Source organism: Sorangium aterium (assembly GCF_028368935.1).
Classification (GTDB): domain Bacteria; phylum Myxococcota_A; class Polyangia; order Polyangiales; family Polyangiaceae; genus Sorangium; species Sorangium atrum.
Window position 1 is genome coordinate 604,865 of sequence record NZ_JAQNDK010000006.1, and the last position, 25,317, is coordinate 630,181.

A 25,317-nucleotide genomic window follows, 5' to 3' on the forward strand; every position below is an offset into this window, starting at 1 on the left:
AAGGTTCTGCGGACGTGTTTTTGCGTGACTGTGACCCCATCTCTGTTCCCCCCTCGAGCGTGGCGACGGCGTGGTCGCGAAGCTGGTCAATGCGCTGCCTCGGCACCCCGAGGGAGGGCAGCGCGCCGCGCGGGCGCCTCGCTCCGCGGATCGAGATTGACGTCCAGACGGAGCCCCACGAGCCCGCCGTAGGCGGGCGGGGTCCAGAGCACACCTTCCTGGCTCTCGACCCGGAGCTCCGAGAGGCGGAGCACGATGTCGCCATAGAACTGGATGGCGAGCCGATCGGAGATCGGCATCTCGATGCCGGCGCGCGGCCCCGTGGCGAGCCAGAGCGCCGACGTGTCGATGATCCTGGCGTCGGTGCTGGAGGTGGTCACGACGCCGACCGACACGACGGCACAAGCGAAGAGGTGACGCTGCCGCGAACACGGCATCACGTTCGCCGCCGCGAGCCAGGTCGAGATGCTCGTCGTCTCATCGAGCGGAATCGTGACGGGCAATTGAACTTGGCCTTCTATGCCGAGGGAGAAGGATGGATAGCGGAGCGCGACGTGGAGCGCCGTCCCGGCGGTCGTCTCCTGCAGGGTTCCGAACACAGCGGCCCCCGCGAGGCCGACGCTGACGTCGGGCCACCCGCGCCGCGCGGGCGTGGCGGCAGCGGCGTCGGCTGGGGGCGGGGCAGGGGAGGGCGGCGGCGGTGGCGGGGCGGGCGGCACGTAGAGGCTCGGATCGAGCGCGACCCGGAGCGAGAGCGCCATGTTCATGACGAGCTCTCGGCAATCGTCATGGTAGACGACCAGGTGGCGCGACCACGCGATGGATCCATCCGCGTCGTAGAGATCCATGGTGGCGTGTATCTCCCTCCCTGGTCCGCGGAAAACAAGGGCTTTGGCCTGCGCGGCCGCCCCGGGCTCCACAGGGTCATAGCCGAGCTGCCTGGCCATCTCCTCGCGCAGGAGCCCCTCGCCCGGGCAGCGCTCGGCCCCTGGCGCGCGCCGGTACTCGAGCTGCACCGCGGCGCGGGGCGGCGCGGCCCCGGCGCGCCAGGGCCACAGCAGGGCCGCGGCCGCAGCGACGAGCGACCACGGCGCCCGGATCCTCGGTCGGTCCCGTGTTGCCGCGTCAGCCCCGGTGTCTCTTGCTGATGCTGCTGACATGGTGCTCATCGCGGCGTGGTGACCGCTTGTTCAGGCCAGGTGGTGTCGGCCGCATTCCCATCCAGGGAGCGGCCAGGGTGCCTCCCTCAGAAGGCATCCACGGGGAGCACGAGCCCCACGCCGACCACACCGGAGAGCGGAGGGACCCGCCATACCTCTCTGTTGTTCACCCAGAGGGACGGGCGGCTGTGGTTCGTGTGCAGCTCGGCGAACCCGCGCAGCGACAGCTGCTCGGAGAAGCGCCAGTCGCCCCCGACCCGCAGGCCGACCGAGCTGACCCAAGGCTGGCGCGCTTGAATGCTGACGCCGGGGTCGCTCGTGATCCGCAGCTCGCCGGCGTCGAAGACGGCGCACACCGACAGGACCCCGCGATGACCGCAGATGTCGAGCGTCGGCATCGCCAGGCTCGCATGGACCAGGACGCCGTCCGCAAAGGTATCTGCCAGGGAGGTGAACATCCGCGCCTCGACGCCGATCGACAGGCTGGGCCAGCGGAACGCCGTGGCGAAAGAGGCCCCTCCGCCGAGCGCGGGCATGAGGCCCATTGCGAGCAGCGGTGACGCGGAGATCTCGCCGCGGAACATGTGGTCGTCCTCCTGAGTCTCCCGTCCCGATTCAGACCGAGGCGTATCCGCGTGCGCCGGGGTCGTCGCCATCGAGACAACGAACACGGCGGCACAACCGGCGCGTCGCATCGGCGTCCCGGCTAGGGCGGGATCGGTGCGGTACGGAGCGGAGTGGACACCTCGACCCGATGCACGCCGCTGCTTCCCGTCCGGCCGCAACACCCCGCCATGTGGCCCCCCTCTTCAACGTCTCCAGCGCCCGTAGGACAGTGCACCTCTGCCGCGTGACGGAGGCCGGCTCGACGTCGCCGCTCCCACGTCGTGATCCTGTAGATACTGACTTTGGAGCGCACGTAAAGGCTTTTGTGTGCGCTCTCGAGCGCGCAGGTCGCATTGCATTTTGGCTCGTCCGTTTCTCCGTTTCGAGAGGTTTTTCGTCATGCTCGCGGATCCCTGATTTTGGCGCCTTTTGCCTGACATCGCAGGTTCTGGTCAGCCCTTACCGTGGTTCAGGAAAAGCCCGAATCGTGCGGCTCGGGCGGCGCTGCGCGGCCCTTCGCGGCGCATGATCGTCACCCGTTCTCGCCTGGACGTGTTTGGCAGCAAAACGTGCTCGGACCGGTGAGGACGATCTCGCCTCGCAGCTCGCCGCCTCTCGGCTCGCAGCTTCCGGGCCGGTCGACCTGCCAGATGGCCCTCATGCTCTTGGGCGTCTCCCCGGGTGTGGCGGCGACGCAGCCCGGGGCATCGCTCGAAGCGGTGCCGGCGGTGAGCTGCTCGTCACACGCGCCGTCCCGGAAGGAAACGAGCATCAGGGAGCACTCGCTGCCTGTCGGAGGACCGCACTCACACGACGTGCAGTGGCGCTCGTCCCTCATGCCGTCGTAGAGGACGACGTCCTCCGGGTAATCTTCCGGGCAGGTCACCTCGCCCTCGCCGAGGTACATGATGCACTGAGCGAAGCCGTGTTCCTGATCGGGCGGCACGCACGTCTTCGACGGAGAGGGGCACGTGCGTTCCTGGAGGCTGCCTCCGCAAGCCACGCCGGAGCGATACCACCGCAAGGTGAACTGCGGCACCGGGGGGGGCTCGACGCTGGCCTCGCAAGGCGTCACTCGGGTCGCGCCGAGGACGAGCGATTGGTGATCGTTCACGAGGGCGCTGCTGGGCACCACGCAGGTGCCGTTCAGGATGTCCCGGGGCTCATGCACCGAGACCGCCGGGCCACCGCACTTCAGCGAAGCGGCCGTCCGGAGATCGTCGGGCAAGGCGCAGGCCGGCTCGCCGCACCGACATGGGCTGCACGCGAAGGGGAAGTCAGCGGTCTCGTACCCCCTGTACACGGTGGTCTGGGCGCCGTGGGGGCACTGCGGCTCGTCCACCGTCCTGCCGACCCAGAGCAGCGCAGGGCCATAGAAGCCCTCTGGAGCCGGCTCGACACACTGGTCACCGCTGCACGTGCCGCATGCCGAGATGCACGCGTCGCGGTCGGGCTGGTTTCTACACACCTTCGCGCATGTCCGACATTCCGCTATGCAATCCCAACGGTCGGTCCCGTAGGGCTCGCTTTTACATTGATCCACGCACGTCCCGCATTCCGCTAGACACGCGTCCTGGTTGGGCACGTTCTCACACTCGGTGTCGCATGTTTCGATAGTCTGTCTGGTGTAGAAGCAGCCTGGGAGGCACGCGGTGAACAGCAGCGCAATCGCGAGAAAGGTATTCTTCATAGACCACCTGTCGGGAAGAGCTCGCAGCCCGCTTTACTACAGAGCCGACCGTTTCAAGCGAAGATGGGCCGGGGCACGCCAGGAATGACCTCTCTGGACGCATTGCGATCAGCGCCGGCGAATTCCAAGAGAACGTCAACAGTGGCGATTTTTGTCAGCGCAGCCTGGGCTTGAGCGCAGCGACGCACCTCGTGAAACGAAGACACGCTGAGCCACGTAAGCGCCCGGTGTCGGAGTGCACCCTCGACCCAACCCCTGCGTGACCGAGCGCGCTCCTGCGCGACCCTGCGCGACCGAGCGCTGGCCGCGGCGCTCAGGCGCGAGCCAGGGTGACCGAGCGCACCGCGTCGGAGGGGGTCGGTTGGGCTCGGATGCGCCCGCGCCCGATCGCACGAAGGCGAAGGCGAGCCGAGTGTCCCCAGGCCCTCTGGGCTCAGACGCTTGAATCACGCGTCGAGAGCGTCGAAAGCGCTCGCGGGGCGTGCGCTTGCTGCGTTAGGCTCCGATCCTGATGAGTGGGGATCCACCCGATACCGAGCGTGGGCTGCATCAGGCCGGGCTCCGTCCTCAGGAAGAGACGGGCTCACGGGGGGCGGCGAGCGGCGCGCCGGTCCCCTCGGCCACCATCTCGCTCTCCTCCGGGCGGCGCTACGAGATGGAGGTGACGCTGGGGGGCGATCGGCTCGTCGTCCGCGGAAGGACCGGTGAGATCATCCTGCAGATGGAGATCACCGACGCCGGCCCGGTGCTGTCGTTCGCGGCGCCCGACGGCGAGCGCGCCGGCTCACGGCGAGGCGGCCAGGGGAGCGGCTCCTCCGCGCCGCCGCGGCGCGCGGCCTCGCCGCCGCAGTCCGTGATCGTCCCCATGTCGAGCGGGAAACGCCTCCCCTCGGAGGGCGAGGCCGACGAGGCCGTCGAGGTGCCGCGGGCCCTGCCGCTGCCCTCGATCAAGGTCCCGCCCGAGGCCGATCTGCTGGAGCTCGATGGCGGCAACGCGCGGTCGGGGGTCACCCTCCGGCGATCGCCCGGCGAGCTCGACGAGAGCGCCGCCGGGCCGGCCGCGCCGGCGCCGGCGAGCGTCGCGGCCCCTGCGCCCGCGTCGCCGAGCGACCTTCCGGGCACGCGGAGCGCGCTCCCCTCGCTCAGCCTTCAGCAGTACGCGGTCCTCTGCGCCGAGTCGTCGCTCGGAGCGGCCTCGTCGTTCGACCAGGCGCTCCTGCGCCACGGCATCGCCGACCGCGACCTGTGGAAGGCCGTCGATCGCAGCTGGCAGGATCGGCTCGAGCGAGAGCCGATCCTCACGTTGCGCTGGATGGAGCTCACGACGCGCTACCGCGAGCACCTGACGCGCCGGTAGAGCTCGCGGCGCCACGCCGCGCGGATACCTGCTACAGCAGCGCCCTGCTCGTGCCGGGCAAGCTCCTGGAATCTGGAAGACGCGACAGCGGAAAAAGACGCCCGAACCTCTTTCCGTCATCTTCGTCTTTCTGTGAACATCCCAAGAAGTGGCGCTGGTCCCGGGAGAGCGCGCGAGCTACCGCGGCCGGTCGTCGGTGTCTGGAGTCTCAGTGCAGGGTCTTCTCGAAGCCATCAGAAAAGCCTGTCTTCCGGGCCTCTGGTCCCAGGGCGTCAAGCTCGCCCGTGAGGGCGCTGCCTTCGGACGCGAGGATCGCGGCGATACCATCGTGGTCCGCATCAAGGCGGCCGGGCAGCCCGTCGCACCCACCGTCACCCTCTACCCAGCGGACGCCGAGTGGACGTGCGACTGCGGTGGAAAAATCGATCCCTGCGCGCACGCTGTCGCGGCGACGCTGTCGCTCTCGCAACCGGTCGCGCAGGGCCAGCCATCGGCGCAGGACGAGCCGGCGGCGCAGGGCCAGCCGGCGGCGCAGGGGCAGCCATCGGCGCAGGGCCAGCCGAGGGCGCAGGGACAGCCGGCCGCGCAAGGCGGCGCGATCGCCGCGGCGCCGCCGCCGGCGCGGCTGCGGTACCGGCTCCGGCGCAAGGGGCTCGTGCTCGCGCTCGAGCGGATGATCGTGCACGCGAGCGGCGCCGAGGAGCCGCTCCGGATCTCGCTCGCCAGCCTCGTTGGCCGCGCCGTGAGGGCTCCAGCGAGCCCGGAGCGGCCGGGGCCGAGGCTGCCCGAGCTCTACCCGACGCACGAGGACCTGGCGATCGACCGGCTCGTGGGCACGAAGCAGCACGGCTATTTCCCCTCGGATCGCCAGCCCGAGCTCTTCGCGGCGCTGGCGGGCGTCGCGGACGTGGAGCTCGACGGCGCGCCCGTGCGCATCTCCAGCGAGGCGATCGGCCCCCGCGCGACGGTGCGCGATCACGACGACGGCGCGGCGCTCGTCGTGGAGCGGGACCCGCGCGTCGACGAGGTGATCGCGTCGGGTGTCGTGCGGTGCGGCGGCACGCTGCACCTGCTCCGGGAGACGGACCTCACGGGGCCGAAGCTCGAGCGGCTGCCGCTCCGGCGGGTGTTCTCGCGGGGGGACCTCGGCAAGCTGGTGACCGGCGTCCTGCCGGAGCTGACCAAGCGCGTCCCGGTCACCGTCCAGAGCCAGCGCCTGCCCCGCGCGGGCGGCGCGTCCCGGCCGCGGATCCTCCTGGAGCTCAGCCAGAAGGAGCACACGCTCTCCGTCGTGCCCAGCCTCGTGTACGGCGATCCGCCGGAGGCGCGCATCGAGAACGGCCGGCTCGTGCACCTGTCCGGCGCCGTGCCCGTCCGCGACGAGGCCGCGGAGCGCATGCTGCTCGTCCGGTTGCGCGACGAGCTCCACCTCATCCCGGGCCGTCGGGTCGACTTCGACGGCGTCGAGGCGATCCGCTTCGCCTCGCGCCTCGAGTCGTGGGACGCCCGCGCCTTCGCGGACGCGCGCGGCGAGATCTTCGGCAAGGCCGCGCTCGTGCCGCGCTTCGTCATCCACGACCGGGCCTTCGACGTCGAGTTCGAGCTCTCGTCGGGGCAGGACGATGACGAGCGCGACGGCGCCGGCGCGCCCACGAAGCGCGCGGACGCGACCGCCGTGATCCGGGCGTGGCAGGACGGCCTGCCGCTCGTGCCGCTCCTCGACGGCGGGTGGGCGCCGCTGCCCTCCGCGTGGCTCGAGAAGTACGGCGCGCGCGTCGCCGATCTGCTCGCGGCGCGGCGCGAAGACAAGGAGGTGCCGCCCGCGGCGCTCCCGGCGCTGGCCGCGCTGTGCGACGAGATCGAGTACCCGCGCCCGTCGGGCTTCGACAGGCTCATGCCGCTGCTCGACGGCTTCGCGTCGCTCCCGGAGGCGCCGCTGCCCGCCGACCTGACCGCGACGCTGCGCCCGTACCAGCGCCGCGGCGTCGACTGGCTGTCGTTCCTGCGCGACGCCGGCCTCGGCGCGGTGCTCGCCGACGACATGGGGCTCGGCAAGACGCTGCAGACGCTCTGCGCGCTGCGCGGCCGGACGCTCGTCGTCTGCCCGCGCAGCGTCGTCCACAACTGGGCCGACGAGATCCGGCGCTTCCGCCCGGGCCTCCGGTTCGCTGTCTACCACGGCACGCGGCGCACGATCGATCCTGCGGCCGACATCACGCTGACGACGTACGCCGTGCTCCGCAACGACGCCGAGCTGCTCGCGGCGCAGGCCTGGGAGGCGGTGGTGCTCGACGAGGCGCAGGCGATCAAGAACCCCGACAGTCAGGCGGCGCGCGCGGCGTTCGCGCTCCGCGCCGAGCTGCGCGTGGCGCTCAGCGGCACGCCGGTCGAGAACCGGCTCGAGGAGCTCTGGAGCCTGCTCCACTTCACGAACCGCGGCCTTCTCGGCGGGCGGAGCGCCTTCCAGGAGCGCTACGGCCGGCCGATCGCCGAGGGCGTGCAGGGCGCCGCGGCCGAGCTGCGGCAGAAGATCCGCCCCTTCGTGCTGCGGCGGCTGAAGGGCGAGGTGGCGCCGGAGCTGCCGCCGCGCTCGGAGATGGTGCTCTACTGCGAGCTCGAGGAGGCCGAGCGCGAGCTCTACGATGCGGTGCGCGCGGCCACCCGCAAGGACGTGGTGGAGAAGCTCGCGGAGGGGGCGAGCGTCATGGCGGCGCTGGAGGCGCTGCTCCGCCTGCGCCAGGCGGCCTGCCATCCGGCGCTGATCCCGGGCTCGAGCGCCGGCGGCGCGGCGCAGGCGGCGCGGACCGCGCCCTCCTCCAAGGTGACGCGGCTGATCGAGGCGCTCGAGGAGTGCGTCGCCGACGGCCACAAGGCGCTCGTGTTCTCGCAGTGGACCTCGCTGCTCGACCTCGTCGAGCCGCACCTCGTCGCGGCGGGGATCCCGTGGAGCCGCCTCGACGGCGGGACGCGCGATCGCGCCGGGGTGGTCACGGCGTTCCAGTCCGCGGGCGGCCCCCCGGTGATGCTCATCTCGCTGAAGGCGGGCGGCACCGGCCTGAACCTGACCGCGGCGGATCACGTCTTCCTGCTCGATCCCTGGTGGAACCCGGCGGTCGAAGATCAGGCGGCCGATCGGGCCCACCGTATCGGGCAGCACCGGCCGGTGATGGTCCACCGGCTCGTCGCGAAGGACACGGTGGAGGAGGGGATCCTCGCGCTGCAGGAGCGGAAGCGCGCCATCGCGGGCGCCGCGCTGGGCGAGGCGGACAGGGCGGCCTCGCTGACGCGGGACGATCTGCTCGCGCTGCTGGGGTAGCGCACATCGATCGCGGTCGGCGCCTGGCGCTCCCCATGGTGTCGCCGCTCGCGGGCCGGGCGTATCGCCCCGGCCTCTGGCGGTGCACGCGTTGCGCGCCTTGAGCCGCCATGGGATGAGCGGGTGTGATGCGAACATTCATCCTCCCCCTCGCCGCGCTGCTGGCGCCGCTCGCTGCGTGCACCGTCAACGGTCCGCGTGAGCCGGCGCCGGAGCCGTCGTCTCCCGTGGGGCCCTCCGCGCTGTCTTCCACCGCTTCCACCGCTTCCACCGCGGCGCCGGTCACGCCCGCGCCGCACGCCTCGGCCACGGTCACCGCCGCGACGACGCAAGCGCCGGCCACGACAGCGCGGACCTCGACCACCGCGTCCAGCGAAGAAGCCCTGTTCGGCACGTGGAGCTCCGCCGCGTGCGGTCCGCGGAAGTACGAGCGCCTGCTCTCCTTCGCGAGGGACGGCAGCTTCGCCGCCGAGGATCGCGTCTCCCCCTGCCCGCCGAAGGTGGCGTGCATCTGGTCGGGCATCGTCCATCGCAAAGGGGCGTTCAAGCGCTCCGACAGGACCCTCCTGCTCTCGGTCTCCGAAGCTTCGCAGGGGCCGGGCGCTCACCCTTTCCCGACCACGCTCACCATCGATCCTTCGACGGGCGCCCTCGCCGAGACCGGAGAAGGCGGCGCTCCCTGCCCCTACGAGCCCGCCGCCAAGTAGCGCCCTCAGCGCGCGAGCGCACCGCTCTCAGCAACCGCACGCCTTCTGGACCGCTCCAAGGAGGGCTTCGTAGCGGATCGGCTTCCTGAGCAACGGCGTTCCGGGTGGCGGGGACGTGATCGATGCGGCTGACAGGACGACGACCGGGATGCCAGCGAACCGCGCGTCGCGCCGCATCCGGTCGATCAACTCCACACCGTCCATGACGGGCATCAAGAGGTCGACGAGCATCATGTTCGGCCGCTCGCCGCGCTCGAGCAGCGCGAGCGCCTCCGCTCCATTTCCGGCCGTCACGACGCTGTAAGCACCGTCTTCCTCGAGCGCGTCGCGGAGAGAGAGCTGAATATCCTCGTTGTCCTCCACCAACAGGATGTGCTTCATCATGTCAGCTTAAGGGGATTTCGTCTCGGCGTCATCGATGTTTCCACGTCGTCGAGGCAACTCCACAGTAAAGGTCGAGCCGACGTCAGGTTCGCTCGCGACGGACACCGTCCCTCCCATCGCCCCGACGACCTGCCGCACGATCCACAGCCCGAGGCCGAGCCCGCCGTAGTGCCGCTCCGAGACCGCGCGCTCGAACTGGTTGAAGATGATGGCCTGCTGGTCGGGCGCGATGCCGATGCCCTGGTCCGTGATCGTGAGCCAGGCGCGTGAATCATTCGCCCATACGGTGATCGTGATCGGACGCCCACGACCGTACTTGAGGGCATTCGTGAGGAGGTTGTTCACTACCTGGTCGAGCCGCCTGCGATCCCAGCCGCCCGTGGCGTCGGCGGCGAGCTGGAGGGACATCGAGTTCCTGGTGAGGTCGTATTTGTGCTGCTCGACCACCTCGCACACGACCTCCGCGAGGTCGACCTCCTGTATCTGAAGCTCGATCCGTCCAGCGGCGATGCGCGAGACGTCGAGCAGGTCGGAGACGAGCCGCTCCAGGCGATCGATCTGCCGCTCCACGACCGATAGCTTGATGACCAGGCGCTCGGGCGTGAGGCGGTCTGCGCGCGCGGCGCGCGCCGCGCGCAGCACGCTCTCCACCTCGGCGCGCAGCGGCGTGATCGGCGTCTTGAGCTCATGGGCCGCGACGGCGAGGAAGATCTCTCGCGCCCTCACGGCCTCTCGCGCCTGCTGGAGCATCACCTCGCGCTCCTCGGCCGCGAGCTTCTGCTCCTCGTAGAGCGCCGAGAGCTGGCGATTCAGCTCCTCCCTGCGGAGCTCGTGCTCGCGTGTGACGCGCGCGGCTGCCGCCAGCGCCGCCGCCCTGGGGAGCAGCGGAAAGAGCAGGATGGCGGTGCCGACGGAGGCGATCGCCGTGATGGCCCGGATGGCCCCATCCAGCCAGTACAACGGCTGCCAGATGACCCACACATCCATGAAGTGCGTGAATCCACCGGCAACGATGAAGGTGCCAAACGCGAGGTACACCCACCGGAAGGGGATGTCCCGGATACGCCGGACCAGATGGGCGAGGGTCAGGGAGATCGAGAGGTAGGCGAAGCCGATCGCCAGGTTGGTGATGACCTGCAGCCAGACCATGCCCGGCTGCCAGAAGTAGCAATGGCCATGGGGCATGAATTCCGTCGCGAACAGACTGTGTGGCGACTCGAGCATAAGATCCTCTGCTGGAGTTTCCGAGGGCTCAGGACGATGTACGAACGTAGTGTACAATCCTCAGCTGGCGAACAGGACGCGACGCGCGGGGCTCGTCGGCGGCGCTCTGGGCGCGGGCGCTCTGGGCGAGGCCGAGGCGAGGCGAGGCGAGGCGCGCCGCGGCCAGCGGCGGTGCCGGCAGGACCCGAAGGGCCGCTGCGGTTCGCGCGCGGTCTCCCGCGTGCTATGCACGCACGCTTCGATGAGTCCCGACCGCGAAGCCGCCGGCGCAGGCCGGCCGTTCACTGCCGCCGATCTCGACGTTTGCCTCAAGGTGCTCGAGGCCTTGGCCCTCGATCGCGCGGAGCTCGCCTCCATCAGCGCCGAGGACCGCCGCCGGCTTCTCCTGGCCGCCGGCCGCGTCTCGCGCCCCGAGCGCGCCGAGCAGCGAGAGCTCGCCAGGGCGTTCCGCAAGCGCGACCGGCACGCGCAGAGGTCCGCCGACGCCGCCCTGCTCGATGCGGTCGGCATCCGCGTCGCCCGCCGAGAGCCGGTGTTCCGCACGCCGGACGCGCTCGCCCCGGTCGCGCCCCCGCTGTCATGGGCCGACCCCGCCGAGGAGCCCGCGCCGCCGCCCGGGCCCGCCGAGGAGCCCGAGCCGTCGCCCGAGCCCGGCGCGCCGGAGCTCGCGCGGCCGCGCAAGTGTTATGTCTGCAAGGCCGAGTTCCGCAGGGTCCACTTCTTCTACGACGCGATGTGTGCCGCCTGCGGCGACTTCAACTACGGCAAACGCAGCCAGACCGCTCCGCTCGACGGCCGCGTCGCGCTCGTGACGGGCGCCCGCGTCAAGATCGGTTATCAGGCGGCGATCCTGCTCCTCCGCGCCGGCGCGCGGGTGATCGTCACGACCCGCTTCCCGCACGACGCCGCTCGCCGCTTCTCGGCGGAGCGCGACTTCGACGCCTGGGGATCACGGGTCGCGATCTACGGCCTCGATCTCCGACACACCCCGAGCGTCGAGCTCTTCACGCGCCACCTCCTCCACACGCTCGACCGGCTCGATTTCATCATCAACAACGCCTGTCAGACCGTGCGGCGACCGCCGGGCTTCTACGGCCACCTCATCGAGGGCGAGACCGCGCCCGTCCACACCCTCCCGCAGGGCGCTCAGCCCCCGCTCCGCGAGTACGACGCGCTCCGCGCGTGCGGCACGCTCCCCCTCGTCGCCGGCGCCGACCCCACCGCGGGCCTGCGCGAGCCCGCCTTGCTCTCCCAGATCCCGGCGCCGGGCGACGAGCGCCTCGACGAGCTGCTCTTCCCCAAGGGGCGCTACGACGCCGATCTCCAGCAGGTCGATCTCCGGACGCTGAACAGCTGGCGGCTCACGCTCGCCGAGGTCCCGACCGTCGAGATGCTCGAGGTGCAGCTCGTCAACGCGGTCGCCCCCTTCGTCCTGAACTCCCGGCTGAAGCCGCTCATGATGCGACGGCCCACGTTCGACAGGCACATCGTCAACGTCTCGGCGATGGAGGGGCAGTTCTACCGCCGTTACAAGACGGACAGGCACCCTCACACCAACATGGCGAAAGCCGCGCTCAACATGATGACACGCACGTCCGCGCCCGATTATGCGAAGGACGGCATCTTCATGAACAGCGTCGATACCGGGTGGGTCACCGACGAGGACCCCGCGGCGCTCGCCGCCCGCAAGCTCGAGGAGCACGGCTTTCACCCGCCGCTCGATATCGTCGACGGCGCCGCTCGCATCTGCGACCCCATCTTCTCCGGGCTGCTCAGCGGCCAGCACGCGTACGGCCAGTTCTTCAAAGACTACATGCCGACCGACTGGTAGGCGCCGCCCGCGCCCGGCGCGCTGCTCCTTCGTGGGCTGTTGAGGCCGCTCGATCCTGCGGATCCTTTCTTGACAGCCGAGAGAGCCCGCTGATAAGCGATAACTTAACACTTACCACCAGGAGGGAGCGCTCCCAATGGAGATTCTGATCCACAACTCGCTGGCCCGCTTCCTCATCCAGGCGTTCCTGATCATCGCCTGCGCGCGGCTCGTGGGCATGGTGGCCCGCCGGATGGAGCAGCCGATGGTCGTCGCCGAGGTGACGGCGGGCATCCTGCTCGGCCCGTCGCTGTTCGGCTGGCTCTTTCCCGATGCGTCGGCGGTCCTGTTCGCCAAGGAGTCGCTGCCGCTCCTGAAGCTGGTGAGCGAGGTCGGCCTCATCGTCTTCATGTTCCTCATCGGGCTGGAGCTCGACCCGAAGCTCCTGCGCGGGCGCGGCCACGCCTCGGTCATCATCAGCCACACGAGCATCGTCGTGCCGTTCGCGCTGGGCGGGCTGCTCGCGCTCTACCTGTACCCGCGGCTCTCCGACAGCTCCGTCCCGTTCTCGTCGTTCACGCTGTTCATGGGCGTGGCGATGAGCATCACGGCGTTCCCGGTGCTCGCGCGCATCCTCACCGAGCGGCGCCTGCTGGGAACGAAGGTCGGCGCCCTCACCATCACGTGCGCCGCCGTCGACGACGTGACCGCCTGGTGCATCCTCGCGTTCGTCGTCTCGATCGCGCGTGCCACGGGCCTCGTGGGCGCCGTCTGGACCACCGTCTTCGCCGTCGCCTACATCGCCGGCATGCTGTTCCTTGTCCGCCCCTTCCTCGTCCGGCTCGGCGAGCGCGGCTCCAGCAAGGAAGGGCTCTCGCAGGACCTCGTCGCCGTCACGTTCCTCCTGCTCATCGTGTCGAGCTGGATGACCGAGATGATCGGCATCCACCCGCTGTTCGGGGCCTTCATGCTCGGCGCGATCATGCCGAAGGGCACCGGCTTCGCGAAGAGCCTCGCCGAGAAGCTCGAGGACTTCGCCGTGGTCTTCCTGCTCCCGCTGTTCTTCGCCTACAGCGGCCTGCGCACGCACATCGGGCTGCTCAACTCGGCCGACGGCTGGGTGATGTGCGGCCTCATCATCGTGATCGCCTGCCTCGGCAAGTTCGGCGGCAGCGCCGTGGCCGCCCGCTTCACCGGCCAGAGCTGGCGGGAGGCCAGCGCGCTCGGCATCCTGATGAACACCCGCGGCCTGATGGAGCTCATCGTCCTGAACCTCGGGCTCGATCTGGGCATCATCTCCCCCAAGCTGTTCACGATGATGGTGCTCATGGCGCTGGTCACCACCTTCATGACCACGCCGCTCCTGCGCTGGATCTACCCGCCGGAGGAGCTCGCGAAGGAGCTCGCCGACGTGCCGGAGCGCACGCCGCTCCCCGTCGCGGCGGACGTGTTCACCGTGCTCATGTGCGTCTCGTACGAGCGCTCCGGCCCCGGCATGGTGACGCTCGCGAGCGCGCTCGCGGGCAGCGGACCCGAGGCGAGGCGCCTCTACGCCCTGCGCCTCATCCCGCCGACCGATCGCGGCTCGTTCTACCTCGACCAAGGGCCCGAGCGGCAGGGGGCGGCCGCGCTGGCGCCGCTCCTGTCGCGGGCCAAGGAGCTGGGCGCCGAGGTCCGGCCGCTCTCCTTCGTCTCGCCCAAGCCGAGCCACGACATCTGCAACGTCGCCGACGTGAAGCAGGCCGACCTCGTGCTCGTCGGGTGGCACAAGCCGCTGCTCAGCCAGACGGTGCTCGGCGGCACCGTCTACGAGGTCATGCGCGGCGCCCACACCGACGTCGGCGTGCTCATCGATCGCGGGCTCGCCGCGGTCCGCAAGCTGCTCGTGCCGTTCCACGGCACGTTGCACGACAGGGCGGCGCTCTCGCTGGCCCGCCGGCTCGCGCAGCAGATCGGCGCCGACGTCACCATCCTCCACGTGGTCAAGCCGAAGCGCAGGTCCGACGACACGCTCGGCGCGCAGCAGGCGGTCGACGAGGTGTTCGAGGGCGAGGAGGGCGGCGCGCTGCAGAAGTCCAAGGTGGTGCTCAAGGTGGTCGAGCACGACTCCCCCGCGGACGCGGCCCTCGAGGAGGCGAAGCGCGGCTACGATCTCGTCCTCGTCGGCGTCGGGCCCGAGTGGGGCCTCGCGCAGCGCCGGTTCGGCATCCGCGCCGAGCACATCATCCAGGGGTGCCCGACCTCGCTGCTCGTCGTGCGCAGCCACGAGCCCGCCACCGCGCGCGCGCCGGCCCCGGCGCCCGCCCCGCAGATCCTCTCGACCGCCCTCGCGGTCGAGCCCGATCGATCCTGATCCCATGCCAGCGATGTCCGACGCTGACGGCGCCGCGCGCGCCCGCGCGGTCGCCGAGTTCGGGGCCGCGCTGCGGCTCCTCCGCGTCGAGGCGGGCCTGAGCCTGCGAGCGCTCGCGCACCGCATCGGCGTCTCCAGCGCCTACCTGAGCCGCGTCGAGCACGGGCACGACGCCATCCCCACGCCCGACCGGCTCACGGCGATCGCGGGCGCGCTCGAGCTCCCGCCGGCGGTGCTCCTCGAGCTCGGCCACCAGGTCGAGCCGCTCGTCTCGCGCTACCTCGAGCGCGTCCCGTCGGCGAAGGCGCTCTGCGCGGAGCTCGCGCGGCGCAACCTCAGCGGCCCGCAGCTCGCGCGCGTCAAGGCGTTCATCGACGCCGAGTTCCCGGCGAGCGCGGCCTTCGGGGGGGCGCCCGCGCGGCGGCTCAGCGGGCTGCTCACGCCCGAGCGCGTCGTGCTGCAGCTCTCGTGCGCGGACATCGAGGACGTCATCGACGTCGCGGCGTCCCGGCTCGCGCCCCCCGGCGGCGCGCTCGCGGCGAGCGCGCTCGCCCAGGAGATCCTGCGGCGCGAGCTCGAGTCGCCCACGGCGCTCGGCAACGGCGTCGCGGTCCCGCACGCGATCGTCCCCGGCGCGGGCCAGGCGGCCGTGCTCGCGACGCTGGCCCAGCCGCTCGCGGTGCCGACGCCGGGCGGCGCCCCGCTCCGGCTGTTCGTCGTCCTCGTCTGCGGCGAGGGGGGACGCGCGCACCTCGAGCTGCTCGCCCAGGCGGCCAGGCTCGCCAGCCTCGGCGCCGCCGACGCGCTGTGCGCCGCGCGCGACCCCGCGCAGCTCATCGACCAGCTCTCGCAGATCGAAGCGGGCTGCGGCTGACCGCGGCGGTCCCGCCGCGCGCGGCCGGAGGGGGCCGCCGTCACTCGACGCGGACGAGGCGCTGCACGACGGACGAGCCTCCGCGCGCGTCGCGCAGGACCGCGGTGATCGTGGCGACGCCCGGCTCGGCCGGCGGGATCCACTTCACGGCGTGATCGCCGATGTACCCCTCGTTCGCGTCGCTCACGAGCTTGATGCCCCCATCGAGATCGCCCAGATCGGCGAAGTAATCGACCCAGACGATCTCCTTCAGCGCCTGCTGCTGCGCGCTGGGATCGTCCTCGGCCACCTCGGGATCGACGATCGCGTCGAGCTCGTAGGCCGCGCACTCGACGAACGGATCCTCCGCGCTGCAGCCGGCCTCGCGCCGCGCCTCCGCGCTCACGCGGCAGCGCGGGACGGTGGGGATGTCGGCGAAGTCCTCTGGCATGGGCTCGCCGTCGAGCGTGAGCCCCTGCACCTCCGGGTTCGCGTTCGCGCGACCCCCCTGGAAGGCGTAGATCTGCGTGTAGCCGGGCACGAAGCTGTCCGGGCCGAGCCGGCGCCCGTCCTTGAAGCACGCGACGGGGAACGTCCCGGCGCGGCCGGTGCCCTGATCCTCCACGAGACCGAGCTCCCCGGTGCAAGCGACGAAGAAGACGTACGCGCTCCCGGAGGCCGGACCCCCCGTGGCGGGCGCCGTGCGGCCGGTGAGGATGTCGTCGCTGATCGTGATCGTGTACGTGTCCCCGAAGCCGGGGCGCACGCCGTTGAGGGCGGGCAGCGGGACCGTCGGGTCGCCTCGCTCCACCCACGCCTCGAGCTCCGAGGTGATGCCTTCGAGCTGCGCGTAGCAGCCGTAGTAGTCGTCCCCGATCGGGTTCTCGCACCCGCCGAACCAGTAGACCGAGACCGGGCGCGACCCGTCCTCGGGGCCGCCCAGCCCGTCCTGGTAGTGGATCCGGAAGGTGACCTGGTCTCCGGGGTTGGCGTACGGCTTGTCGGCGACCACCGCGAAGACGCGGAGCCCGCCCACGAGGCTCGGCGGATCGAAACCCGCGACGCACCCCGAGGCGATCGCCGGCGACGCGATCGCCGCGAGCGCGAGCGTCCCGAGCACCGCGCGCCGCCACCGGCGCCCGCGGCGCTCGGGACGCTCGCGCTTCGCCGCGCCGTTCATCGCCTGCGCCCCGCGCATCTCAGAACTCTCCTCGCATCCCGAAGCTCGGCAGGATGGGCAGCCCCGTGACGTACTGACGGGCTGTGTAGTTGTAATTGTACTGAATCGCCTCGCTGTTCGCGTTGTTGTAGACGTTCTGCACGTCGAGGTAGGCCGCGAGCCGCCAGGTCTTGAACTTCCACGTCTTGTCCAGGCGCAGATCGAGCTGGTGGAACGCCGGGAGCCGCTCGCTGTTCGGGCCGGAGAACGGGATGGGGGTATAGGTCCCGGTGGGCGCGTAGAAGAGCGCGTTGGTGCGGTACGGGTCGCAGCTCTGCTCGTTGACGTTGCACACGTTGGGCGTGACCAGGTTGCCGGAGACGAGGCGGAACCGGGCGCCGAACTCCCAGCCGTCGCCCAGGCGGTAGCTGCCGAGCACCGTCAGGATGTGGGTCTGATCGAACGAGACGAGCCGCTCCGGCTCGCCGGGCTCCGGCACCCGCGTGCTGCGGGACAGCGTGTACGCGGCCCAGCCGAAGAAGCGATCGTCGGGCTTGTACTTGAGCAGGAACTCGCCGCCGATGACCCTGCCCGATCCGACGTTCTGGTAGTCGAGCTGGATCGTCCCGGGCCGGTTCACGCCGACGACGAGCTCGTCGAGCTGCTTGTAGAACCCCTCGGCCGACGCCTCGATGTGCCGGGTCAGCTCCTGCTCGACGCCGGCCGCCCAGTGCAGCGCCCGGGTCGACTTCAGGCCGGGGTTGCCGAGCGGCGGGATCACCTCCTGGAACTGCGGCGGCTGGTGGAACACCCCGAGGCCGCCCTTCACCGTGGTCCGCGGGAACCCGGGGACGACGTCGAAGCGCCCGTTCACGCGCGGGCTCACGGTGACCTGCTGGTTCAGGTCCTGGTAGTCGACGCGCAGGCCCGGGACGATCTTCGCCCGGGGGGTCGGGGCGAGCTCGAGCTCGGCGTACGCCGCGGGGTAGAAGAACTCGCCGTCGCGCGAGACCTCCTGGAGGGTGCGCGTCGAGAACGGCTGGTTCGGCGGCTCGCCGGGGCGGTTCGGCCCGGGGGCGCGGAGGTTCACGGCGTAGAGGCCGGCGAAGACGTCGAGCCCCGCGTTGAACACCGTGCCCTTCGAGATGCGCCGCGCGTACTCGAGGCGGCCGGAGATCGTCTTGAGATCGAGCTGAAAGTAGATCGGCCCGATCCCGAAATCGGCGTCGTCGCGCGCGAGCGCGAGCACGCCGTCGAGCCGGTCCTTGTCGGTGAGCTCGTGATCGTAGCGGACCTGGAGCCGCTGAAACGCCGTGTGCAGCCCGACGTTGCCGGAGAGGGCCGGCTCGTTGGGCGCCGGGTCGCTGAGCAGCAGCTCGAGGGCGTCGTCGGAGCCGAAGAACGTGAGGCGGAGCCGCGCGGAGGGCGTGGGCTCGGTCTCCAGGAGGACCTGGTAGTCGTAATAGACCGGCGCCTGGGTGACGCCCGCGCCCGCGGCCTCGAGCACGGGGCCGAACGACTCGCCGATGTAGCTCCGCCGTCCTGCCACCATGAAGCGGGTGTTGTCGAGGAACGGCACGGGGCCCTCGAGCAGGACGCGCGCGTCGATGAGGTCCATCTGCGCCAGGCCGTGGAGCTTGCCGTCCTCGTTGGGCGAGCGGAGGGCGACGTCGACGATGCCGCCCTGCACACGCCCGTACTTCGCGCTGAAGTTGCCGGGGTAGAAGTCGATCCGATCCAGCATCTCGGTCGGCACGACCGAGGAGAGGCCGCCGAAGTGGTAGATGAGCGGCACCTGCGTGCCGTCGACGAAGGTCTGCGTGTCCTGCGGGCCGGAGCCGCGGACGATGAGCAGGCCCGCGATGGCGGGCGGGCGGGCGACGCCCGGCAGGTTCTGGAGCGAGCGCAGGGCGTCGCCGTTCGTCCCGGGGATGCGGTTGATCTCGCGCTGCTCGATCGTGCGCTTCGTGACCTCGCGCGGCGGCCGCTTGCCGCGGACCGTGACCTCGAGGCCGTCGCCTTGCGGCAGGAGCCGGTACTTCACCTCGAGCTGCTCCCCGGGGGCGAGCGCCTCCTCGACGGAGAGCGGCTCGAAGCCGGGCGCCGCGATGGTGACCTGGTAGCGCCCCGGCGGCAGATCGGCGAAGGCGAAGGCGCCGCCCTCGTCGGTCGTGAGCGCCGGCGGCGCGGCGGCCGTCGCTGTGCCCGAGCCTGCGCCCGCGCTGGCGACGCGCGCGACCGAGACGGTGGCGCCGGCGAGCGGGACGTCGCCCCCGCTGGCGAGCACGGTGCCGCGGAGGCTCTCGGCGGGCTTCGCGGGCTCGCCGGCGGCCGGCGGCGGGGCCGTCTTCAGGGTGAACGAGTAGCGGTACAGGATGCGGGCCGGGGCGGGGGTCCCGTCGGCGCGGCGGGCGGGCTCGAACTCGAGCTTCTGGGCCGCGGCCAGCGCCGACTCATCGAACCCGTGCCCCGCGCTCTCGACGACGACGGCGTGCTTCACGCGCCCGTCGCGGTCGATGTCGAGCTGCAGGGTCACCGACGCTTCGCGCCCCTCCTTCTCGGCCTCCGGCGGGTACGCCGGGGGCGTGTAGTTGAGCGCTCGCGGCGGCGTCGCCTTCCCCGTCGGCGCGGCCGTGGAGGCAGGCGGCGTGACGATCGCGCCGCCCGGGCCTCGGGGCACCGCCGCCCCGCCCTCGGGCGCTTGCGGCGCCGCCTGCCCCTCCTGGCCTTGCTGCTGCGCCCGCGCCGGGGAGGGCGAGAGGGCGGCGAGCAGCGAGACGAGCACCGCGGCGGCCGGCCTGCGGTCAGCGCGCGGGCGCGCGCGCCGGTCATCGATGCGGATGGAAGCGGAGGGCTCCTGCGCGGTCACGACGTCACACCGGATCGCGCCGCTTCAGCACCGCGCAGAGCGTGACGAGGATGATCAACGTCATCCCGGCGAGCACCGCATAGGGCATCCAGGTCTGATCGTAGGTGGTGAAGCCCCACGCGCCCGCGTAGTTGTCGGCCGCCATCTGCGCGATGGCGCACTTGAACTTGCCGCCCTCGATGAAGTCCGCGGCGCTCGTGTCGGTGCGGTGCAGATCGATGACCCACGCCGGATCCTCCGCGGTCGCGAGCCGCTCCGGCGCGATCGCGCCCTCGAAGCCCCAGCGCGCCGGGATGATGTACATGAGCGGCCGGAGGTGCGGCACGGTCGTCATCGGCACCATGAGCCCGCCGAGCACGACCTGGGGGATGAGCGCGATCGGCGTGAGCGCCATCGCCGCCTCGGACGAGGCGACCACCGTGGAGAGCAGGAGCCCCATCGCGACGGCGCTGAGCGAGGTGGCGGTCAGCGCGGCGAGCTGCATGCCGAACGCCTGCATGCCGCCGTGGAAGCCGAGCGCGAAGAACACGATCGCCAGCAGGACGGTGCACTGGACGAGGCAGAAGCCGGCGAGCAGCAGGTACTTGGAGAGCACGTAGTTGACGAGCCCCAGGTTGACCATGCGCTCGCGGAGGTAGATGGCCCGCTCGCTGACGATCTCGCGCGCCGCGTTCGAGGTCCCGAACCAGACCGCGGCGACGACGAGGAAGAAGATCGCCGCGGTGTGGTCGGTGGTGACCTCCATGCCCTTGATGACGTCGGTGCTCTTGTCCGCGCCGCCCGCGCGGCGACCGAGCTCCTGGAGCGCGCCGAGGCACCACGCCGGGATGGCCTTCTCCTGCCCGCCGAAGACGATCGCGAGCAGGATGCCGATGATCGGGGCCTGGAGGAGCATGATCAGGGTGCCGCCGATGTCGCGCTTCTTCACCTTGAAGTAGCGCGACAGGAGCAGGCCGAGCTGCCCCTTGGTCGTGGCGCGCCCGGCGGGGATGCCGCGCTGCCCCTGGCCGGTGCCGATCTCGCGCCGGCCGGAGTACATCCGGCGGTACGTCGGGTTGCCGTCGCTGAAGAACTCCTTGCGCCACTCGATGGCGGCCAGCTTCCTGGCCTCGCCGCGCGACGCGTTCGGGTTCCGCGCGCGGAGCTGATCGAAGATGGGCCGCTCCCGGAGCGCGAGCATCTCGAACATGTCGCGCGGGTTGTCGACGTCGTTCTGCTGGCCGTGCCGCTCCTTCCAGCTGCCGAAGAAGCGGTACGCGTCGGGCCGGGTCGGCCCGAAGAACATCGGGATGCCGCCGTAGCCCAGGATGAGCGCGTGGCTGAACTTCTCGAACTCGTCCTTCGCCGGCTGGTGGATCGTCATGATGATCGTCTTGCCGGTGGCCTTCGTGAGGTCATGCAGCAGGCTGATCAGCGCGGTCGTGTCGTCGGCGGCGAGGCCCGAGGTCGGCTCGTCGAGGAAGAGGATGACGGGATCGGTGACGAGCTCGAGCGCGATGTTGACGCGCTTGCGCTGCCCGCCCGAGAGGATCTTGTTCTCGGGCTTGCCGATCTGGAGGTTCTTGACGCCCTCGAGGCCGAGATCCTTGATCGTCTGCTCGACGCGCGCGTCGATCTCCGCCTCGGTGTAGTCGGGCGGGAGGCGGAACTTCGCGCTGTAGCGGACGGCCTCGAAGACGGTGAGCTCCGGGTGGACGAGATCGTCCTGCGGCACGTAGCCGATGGATCCGCGGAGCGTGTCGTAGATGTTGTAGAGGTCCTCGCCGTTGATGCGGACGACGCCGCTCGACGGTGGCAGGTAGCCGTTCAGGGTGAGCAGGAGCGTCGTCTTGCCGGCGCCCGACGGCCCCATGAGCGCGATCATGTCGCCCGGCAGCGCCTTGAACGACACGTTGTCGAGGAGGGTCTTCTGCTCGTTCGGGTTGTCCCGATCGGGGACCTGGAGGGCGAGGCTCCACGCCTCGATCTCGTAGAGCGGGCGCCCTGCCCACCGATCGGCGGAGTACTCCTCCTGGACGACCTCGACGGCGCCCGCGCCCCCCATCTCGATCTGGAGGGGCATGGGCCCGATGTAGATCTTCTCGCCGCTCTGCACGGCGATCTTCTGGCCGGGCGCGATGCGGTTGCCGCGGACGTAGGTCCCGTTGGCGCTGCCGCGATCCTCGACGTAGAGCTGCCCGTTGATCGAGTGCAGGAGCGCGTGGTGGCTCGACACCTGGGGGTGGGCGAGCACGATGTCGTTGTCGGGCGTGCGGCCGATCTTCTTGACGTTCGATCCGCCGCCGGAGAAGTCGAGCTGGCCGAGGACCGTCTTGTTCTTCCTCCCGGGCGCGCCGGCGGCGGGCACCGAGGACGCCGCGTGCGCGGGCTGCGGCGGCGGCGCGTAACCGGCGACGCCGGGCGGCGCATAACCCCCGGCGCCGGGCTGCTGCGGCGCGTAACCCCCGGCGCCGGGCTGCTGCGGCGGCGCGTAGCCGCCGGCGGCAGGCTGTGGCGGCAGGACGCTGGCTGCGGGCGGGGCGCCGGAGGCGGCCGGCAGCGCGGATTGCCGGGCGGCCTGGGCGAGCTGGACGAGCAGGCTGACCTGGACAGGGACGGGCCCGAAGGCGATGGCGCCTTGCGGATCGATGGGCGTCGGCGTGCCAGCGGCGATGCGCTGCGCGCCAACGTACGTGCCGCTCGTCGAGTTGTGGTCGATGACCATCATGCGATCGAGCGTGACGGTCGCGTGCTGGCTCGAGACGCTCGGGTGCTGGAGCACCAAGGAGGCGCGCCCGGGGTCTCGTCCGATCACGACCTGGCCGGGCGCGGGCGCGAGGTTCCCCGGCGACGCCAGCATCAGCGTGATGGCCGGGTGGTTCAGCGGGACCGGCGTCTGCGCGACCACGAACTGGGTGCGGAAGTCGAACGGCACCTGCTCCCCCGGCGAGAGGGGCCGCCCGTTCGCCGACGCCGGCCCTTGCCCGCAAGAGAAGAGCAGCTTGCCACCCCCTTGGTTGACGAGGCGCGCGTGCTCGGGCAGGACGCCGGGTGCGACGAGCACCACATCGCAGGTGGGGGCGCTGCCGATCGTGATGCTTTGTTTACCTAGCCCCGGGATCATGCGGGCCGCGTTTCACCACAGGCCGTCGGGGAGGGCAAGGGAAGAGGCGCGTGCCGTGCGCCGCCTGTCGCCACGCTGGCGCGGCGTCGCTCGCGGAAGCGGAAGCGGAGCGCTCGTCTGCGCGCGCGCTGCGACGGCCGCCGTTCGGCGGGAGACTCTCGCCCGCTGGACGAACGGAGCGTCAGCGCGGAGCGTCGTGACCTCCGGGAACCAGGTGGTTCAGCGGGTCACAGATCGAGCAGCATGAAGCCGGCGCGGGCCTCCTCGAGAGAGGGTGCAGGGGTCGACTCCGGCACGTCTTCCAGATCCTCAGGCGCGCCATCCATGTCGTCGCCGTCCTCGAGCACTTGGTCGCCAGGCATGGAGGGACCTCCGGAAAGTTAGGCTAATCCGGAATCTGGTCCTTCTTCAATCGCATTCCGCGAGCGGGACCGTTGCGCGTCACGCATCTGTTGTCCGCGCGTCCGCGCGTCCGCGTTTATTTGCGCTGAGCTCGATCCGCGTCCTCGTGTCCGCCGCTGTTTCCGCTCATCCGTGCATGGCGGTGGGTGGGGCGGCCTTTCCGTTCCGCGCTCAGCTGCCGAGGAGCTTCCAGAGAAGGAAGACGAACAGCACGAGGAGCACGGCCACGGCCGAGGCGATGAGGGCGATGTAGACGCCACGCGGGGCGCGCACGGTGGTCGGCACGCTTGATGCCCCAGACGACGACACGGGTCCGGAGAAGCTCGGTGCTGGCGCGGGGCGCGGGCCGGTTGCGGCGTACGCGTGAGCATGCAACGGCGCGGGCGCGAGGTGCGGGGGCGGAGCGGCGGCGACAGGGGGACCGCCGGGCGCTGCGGGGTTGTGCCCCGGGAAGGCCACCGAAGGCGGCGGGACGTCCTGCTCGGTCGCTTGAAGAGGCGCACCGTAGGCGGCTCCGACGTGAGTTGGAGCGCCGTATGCGGCGCCAGCAGGGTGCAGCGCACCGTAGGGGGCGCCAGGAGGGGGCGGTGCGCCGTAGGGGGCGCCAGGATGATGCGGTGCGCCGTAGGGGGCGCCAGGGTGGGGCGGAGCGCCGTAGGCGGCGCCTGGGTGAGGCGCCGCCCCGAACGAACCAGGCTGGGGTGGCGCGGCGCGGCCCATCGGAGCCGCCGCCGGAGCGCTCAGGGGGAGGGGAGACAGCACGGCGGGTGCGTCGGGCGCGTTCGGGTAAGCCACCGGGGGATGGGCCCCTGGCACGGTTGGAGGAAGCGCCAGCGCGGAGTCCATCGGTGTGGGCGTCACGGGCGACCCGCTGTCGGCGGCCGTGGGGCTCACGGCCGGCGCGATGGGGGCGGCGGCTGGCGCCACGGGAGGCAGCTCGTCGGTGGCCGTGGGGCTCACGGCCGGCGTGCTGTCGACGGTGGGGCGAAGCGCCGGCGCGCCATGGGCAGCGGCGGCAGCGGCAGCGCGCGGTGCGACGGCCGGCACGTTGTCGGTGGCCGTCCGCGCGACGACCGGCACGTTGTCCGTGGCCGTCGGCGCGACGGCCGGCACGTCATCGGAGCCCGACGAGACCGAGGTCGCCGCGTTGCTGGTGGACGCTGGACGCGGCCCGGGCGTGCCGATGGAACCCGCCGGGACCACGGTGATCGCGTTGTTGATGGATGCGGGGCGCGGCGTGTCCGAGGAGCCCGTAGGGACCACGGTGATCGCATTGTTGATGGACGCCGGGTACGGCGCCGGCGCCTTTCCCGCGGCCGCCGCGCCGCTCGCGGCCGCAGGGGCGCCATGGCCGTGGGGGAGCGGCGTGCTCGTGGCGTGCTGCTGGCCGATCGCCGCCGCCTCGGGCCGGGTCATCGCGACGGTCTCCTGAGGGCGCGAAGCGCGCGCAGGGCCGGCGCCGTCGCCGGGGCCAGCCGCCCCCGGCGGCCCGTGCGCGATGGTCAGCGAGCGGCTGCCCGTCTCGAGCACCCGGACCATCTGCACGGTGATGTTGTCGTGACCACCGCGGTGGTTCGCGAGCTGCACGAGCATCCTGCACGCGTGATCGACCGAGCCCGACGCGAGCGCCTGCCGCGTACACCCGAGGATGTCGCCGGCGAGCACGAGATCGGTGAGCCCGTCGCTCGACTGGATCAGCACGTCTCCCGGGTAGAGCTCCATCGGCTCGGGTCGAACCTCGACCTCCACCTCCGGCTTCATCCCGAGCGCGCGTGTGATCTTGTTCGCGTCGGGGTGGCCGATCGCCTGCGCCTCCGTGATCATGCCCGCGTCGATCATCCCCTGCACCATCGAGTGGTCGCGCGTGAGGGGGTAGATCTGGTGGCTCCGGATCACGTACGCGCGGCTGTCGCCGACGTGCGCGACATCGACGCCGCGATCGTGGAGGATCATCGCGACGACGGTCGAGCCGGGCCGTACGCGGTTCTCCGGCGGCCCGCCCAGCTGGTAGACGCGGCGCCCTGCTTCCTCGATCGCGGCCTTGAGCGCGCCGCTCGGGCCCACGGCGGCCGGCGTGTGCTCGATCATCTCGAAGATGGTCTTGATGGCGGTGCGGCTCGCTTCGCTGCCGCCATAGTGGCCGCCCATGCCGTCGCACAGGACGCACAGGTAACCGAACTGGGTCTCGGCGTAGCCGCAGGAATCCTCGTTGACCTGCTTGTTCGGGTCCCGACCCGCATCGCTGGCCTGGGCGAACTCGATCTTGAGGTGGGGAGAGGACTCGGTCGGGGGCATCATGGCTGGGCGTCGCTCGGGGCGCGAGA

At 71.3% G+C, this 25,317-nt stretch carries 16 protein-coding genes; 6 read left to right on the forward strand and 10 right to left on the reverse strand.

What is annotated here, in order from left to right:
- Window positions 1-86: 86 nt before the first annotated feature.
- The 3 genes from POL72_RS46335 to POL72_RS46345 all read right to left on the reverse strand — a co-directional run bounded on the left by POL72_RS46335 (window position 87) and on the right by POL72_RS46345 (window position 3,234).
- Window positions 87-1,160, reverse strand: coding sequence for a hypothetical protein (locus tag POL72_RS46335; RefSeq protein ID WP_272103366.1), 1,074 nt, complete (start codon window positions 1,158-1,160; stop codon window positions 87-89).
- 86 nt (window positions 1,161-1,246) lie between these two features.
- Window positions 1,247-1,744, reverse strand: a complete 498-nt coding sequence (locus POL72_RS46340; RefSeq protein ID WP_272103368.1) for a hypothetical protein — start codon at window positions 1,742-1,744, stop codon at window positions 1,247-1,249.
- A 554-nt stretch (window positions 1,745-2,298) separates the two neighbouring features.
- The gene (locus tag POL72_RS46345; RefSeq protein ID WP_272103369.1) at window positions 2,299-3,234 is read right to left on the reverse strand and encodes a hypothetical protein; all 936 of its coding nucleotides are present in this window, start codon (window positions 3,232-3,234) and stop codon (window positions 2,299-2,301) included.
- Between the two features lie 733 nt (window positions 3,235-3,967).
- Between POL72_RS46345 and POL72_RS46350 the strand changes: the two genes are divergently transcribed.
- From POL72_RS46350 to POL72_RS46360, 3 genes are all read left to right on the forward strand, one after another.
- Window positions 3,968-4,813, forward strand: a complete 846-nt coding sequence (locus POL72_RS46350; RefSeq protein ID WP_272103371.1) for a hypothetical protein — start codon at window positions 3,968-3,970, stop codon at window positions 4,811-4,813.
- Window positions 4,814-5,141: 328 nt separating this feature from the next.
- Window positions 5,142-8,129 (forward strand): DEAD/DEAH box helicase, encoded by a 2,988-nt coding sequence (locus POL72_RS46355; RefSeq protein WP_308738145.1) that lies wholly within the window; start codon window positions 5,142-5,144, stop codon window positions 8,127-8,129.
- A 128-nt stretch (window positions 8,130-8,257) separates the two neighbouring features.
- Window positions 8,258-8,836 carry a hypothetical protein gene (locus tag POL72_RS46360; protein ID WP_272103375.1) on the forward strand — a complete coding sequence of 193 codons (579 nt, stop codon included), beginning with the start codon at window positions 8,258-8,260 and terminating at the stop codon, window positions 8,834-8,836.
- 27 nt (window positions 8,837-8,863) lie between these two features.
- Here the strand turns inward: POL72_RS46360 and POL72_RS46365 are convergent, their stop codons facing one another.
- Together POL72_RS46365 and POL72_RS46370 are read right to left on the reverse strand one after the other, a co-directional pair.
- Window positions 8,864-9,220 (reverse strand): response regulator, encoded by a 357-nt coding sequence (locus POL72_RS46365; protein WP_272103377.1) that lies wholly within the window; start codon window positions 9,218-9,220, stop codon window positions 8,864-8,866.
- A gap of 6 nt (window positions 9,221-9,226) precedes the next feature.
- On the reverse strand, window positions 9,227-10,405 hold the full coding sequence (locus tag POL72_RS46370; RefSeq protein WP_272103379.1) for a sensor histidine kinase: 1,179 nt from the start codon (window positions 10,403-10,405) through the stop codon (window positions 9,227-9,229).
- Window positions 10,406-10,685: 280 nt separating this feature from the next.
- On the opposite strand from POL72_RS46370, the gene POL72_RS46375 reads away from it, so the two are divergent.
- The 3 genes from POL72_RS46375 (at window position 10,686) to POL72_RS46385 (ending at window position 15,481) form a co-directional block, all read left to right on the forward strand.
- The gene (locus tag POL72_RS46375) at window positions 10,686-12,275 is read left to right on the forward strand and encodes an SDR family NAD(P)-dependent oxidoreductase (RefSeq protein WP_272103381.1); all 1,590 of its coding nucleotides are present in this window, start codon (window positions 10,686-10,688) and stop codon (window positions 12,273-12,275) included.
- 136 nt (window positions 12,276-12,411) lie between these two features.
- Entirely contained in the window at window positions 12,412-14,607 is a 2,196-nt protein-coding gene (locus tag POL72_RS46380; protein ID WP_272103383.1) for a cation:proton antiporter domain-containing protein, read from the forward strand.
- A gap of 4 nt (window positions 14,608-14,611) precedes the next feature.
- The gene (locus tag POL72_RS46385) at window positions 14,612-15,481 is read left to right on the forward strand and encodes a PTS sugar transporter subunit IIA (RefSeq protein ID WP_272103384.1); all 870 of its coding nucleotides are present in this window, start codon (window positions 14,612-14,614) and stop codon (window positions 15,479-15,481) included.
- A 40-nt stretch (window positions 15,482-15,521) separates the two neighbouring features.
- Here the strand turns inward: POL72_RS46385 and POL72_RS46390 are convergent, their stop codons facing one another.
- The 5 genes from POL72_RS46390 to POL72_RS46410 form a co-directional block, all read right to left on the reverse strand.
- On the reverse strand, window positions 15,522-16,658 hold the full coding sequence (locus POL72_RS46390) for a hypothetical protein (RefSeq protein ID WP_272103386.1): 1,137 nt from the start codon (window positions 16,656-16,658) through the stop codon (window positions 15,522-15,524).
- A 1-nt stretch (window position 16,659) separates the two neighbouring features.
- On the reverse strand, window positions 16,660-19,488 hold the full coding sequence (locus tag POL72_RS46395) for a TonB-dependent receptor domain-containing protein (protein WP_272103388.1): 2,829 nt from the start codon (window positions 19,486-19,488) through the stop codon (window positions 16,660-16,662).
- A 4-nt stretch (window positions 19,489-19,492) separates the two neighbouring features.
- Window positions 19,493-22,591: an FHA domain-containing protein gene (locus POL72_RS46400; RefSeq protein WP_272103390.1), complete on the reverse strand. Its 3,099-nt coding sequence runs from the start codon at window positions 22,589-22,591 to the stop codon at window positions 19,493-19,495.
- A gap of 227 nt (window positions 22,592-22,818) precedes the next feature.
- Complete coding sequence (locus POL72_RS46405) at window positions 22,819-22,953, reverse strand: hypothetical protein (protein WP_272103392.1); 135 nt, start codon at window positions 22,951-22,953, stop codon at window positions 22,819-22,821.
- A 211-nt stretch (window positions 22,954-23,164) separates the two neighbouring features.
- On the reverse strand, window positions 23,165-25,291 hold the full coding sequence (locus tag POL72_RS46410) for a PP2C family protein-serine/threonine phosphatase (protein WP_272103394.1): 2,127 nt from the start codon (window positions 25,289-25,291) through the stop codon (window positions 23,165-23,167).
- Window positions 25,292-25,317 lie beyond the last annotated feature (26 nt).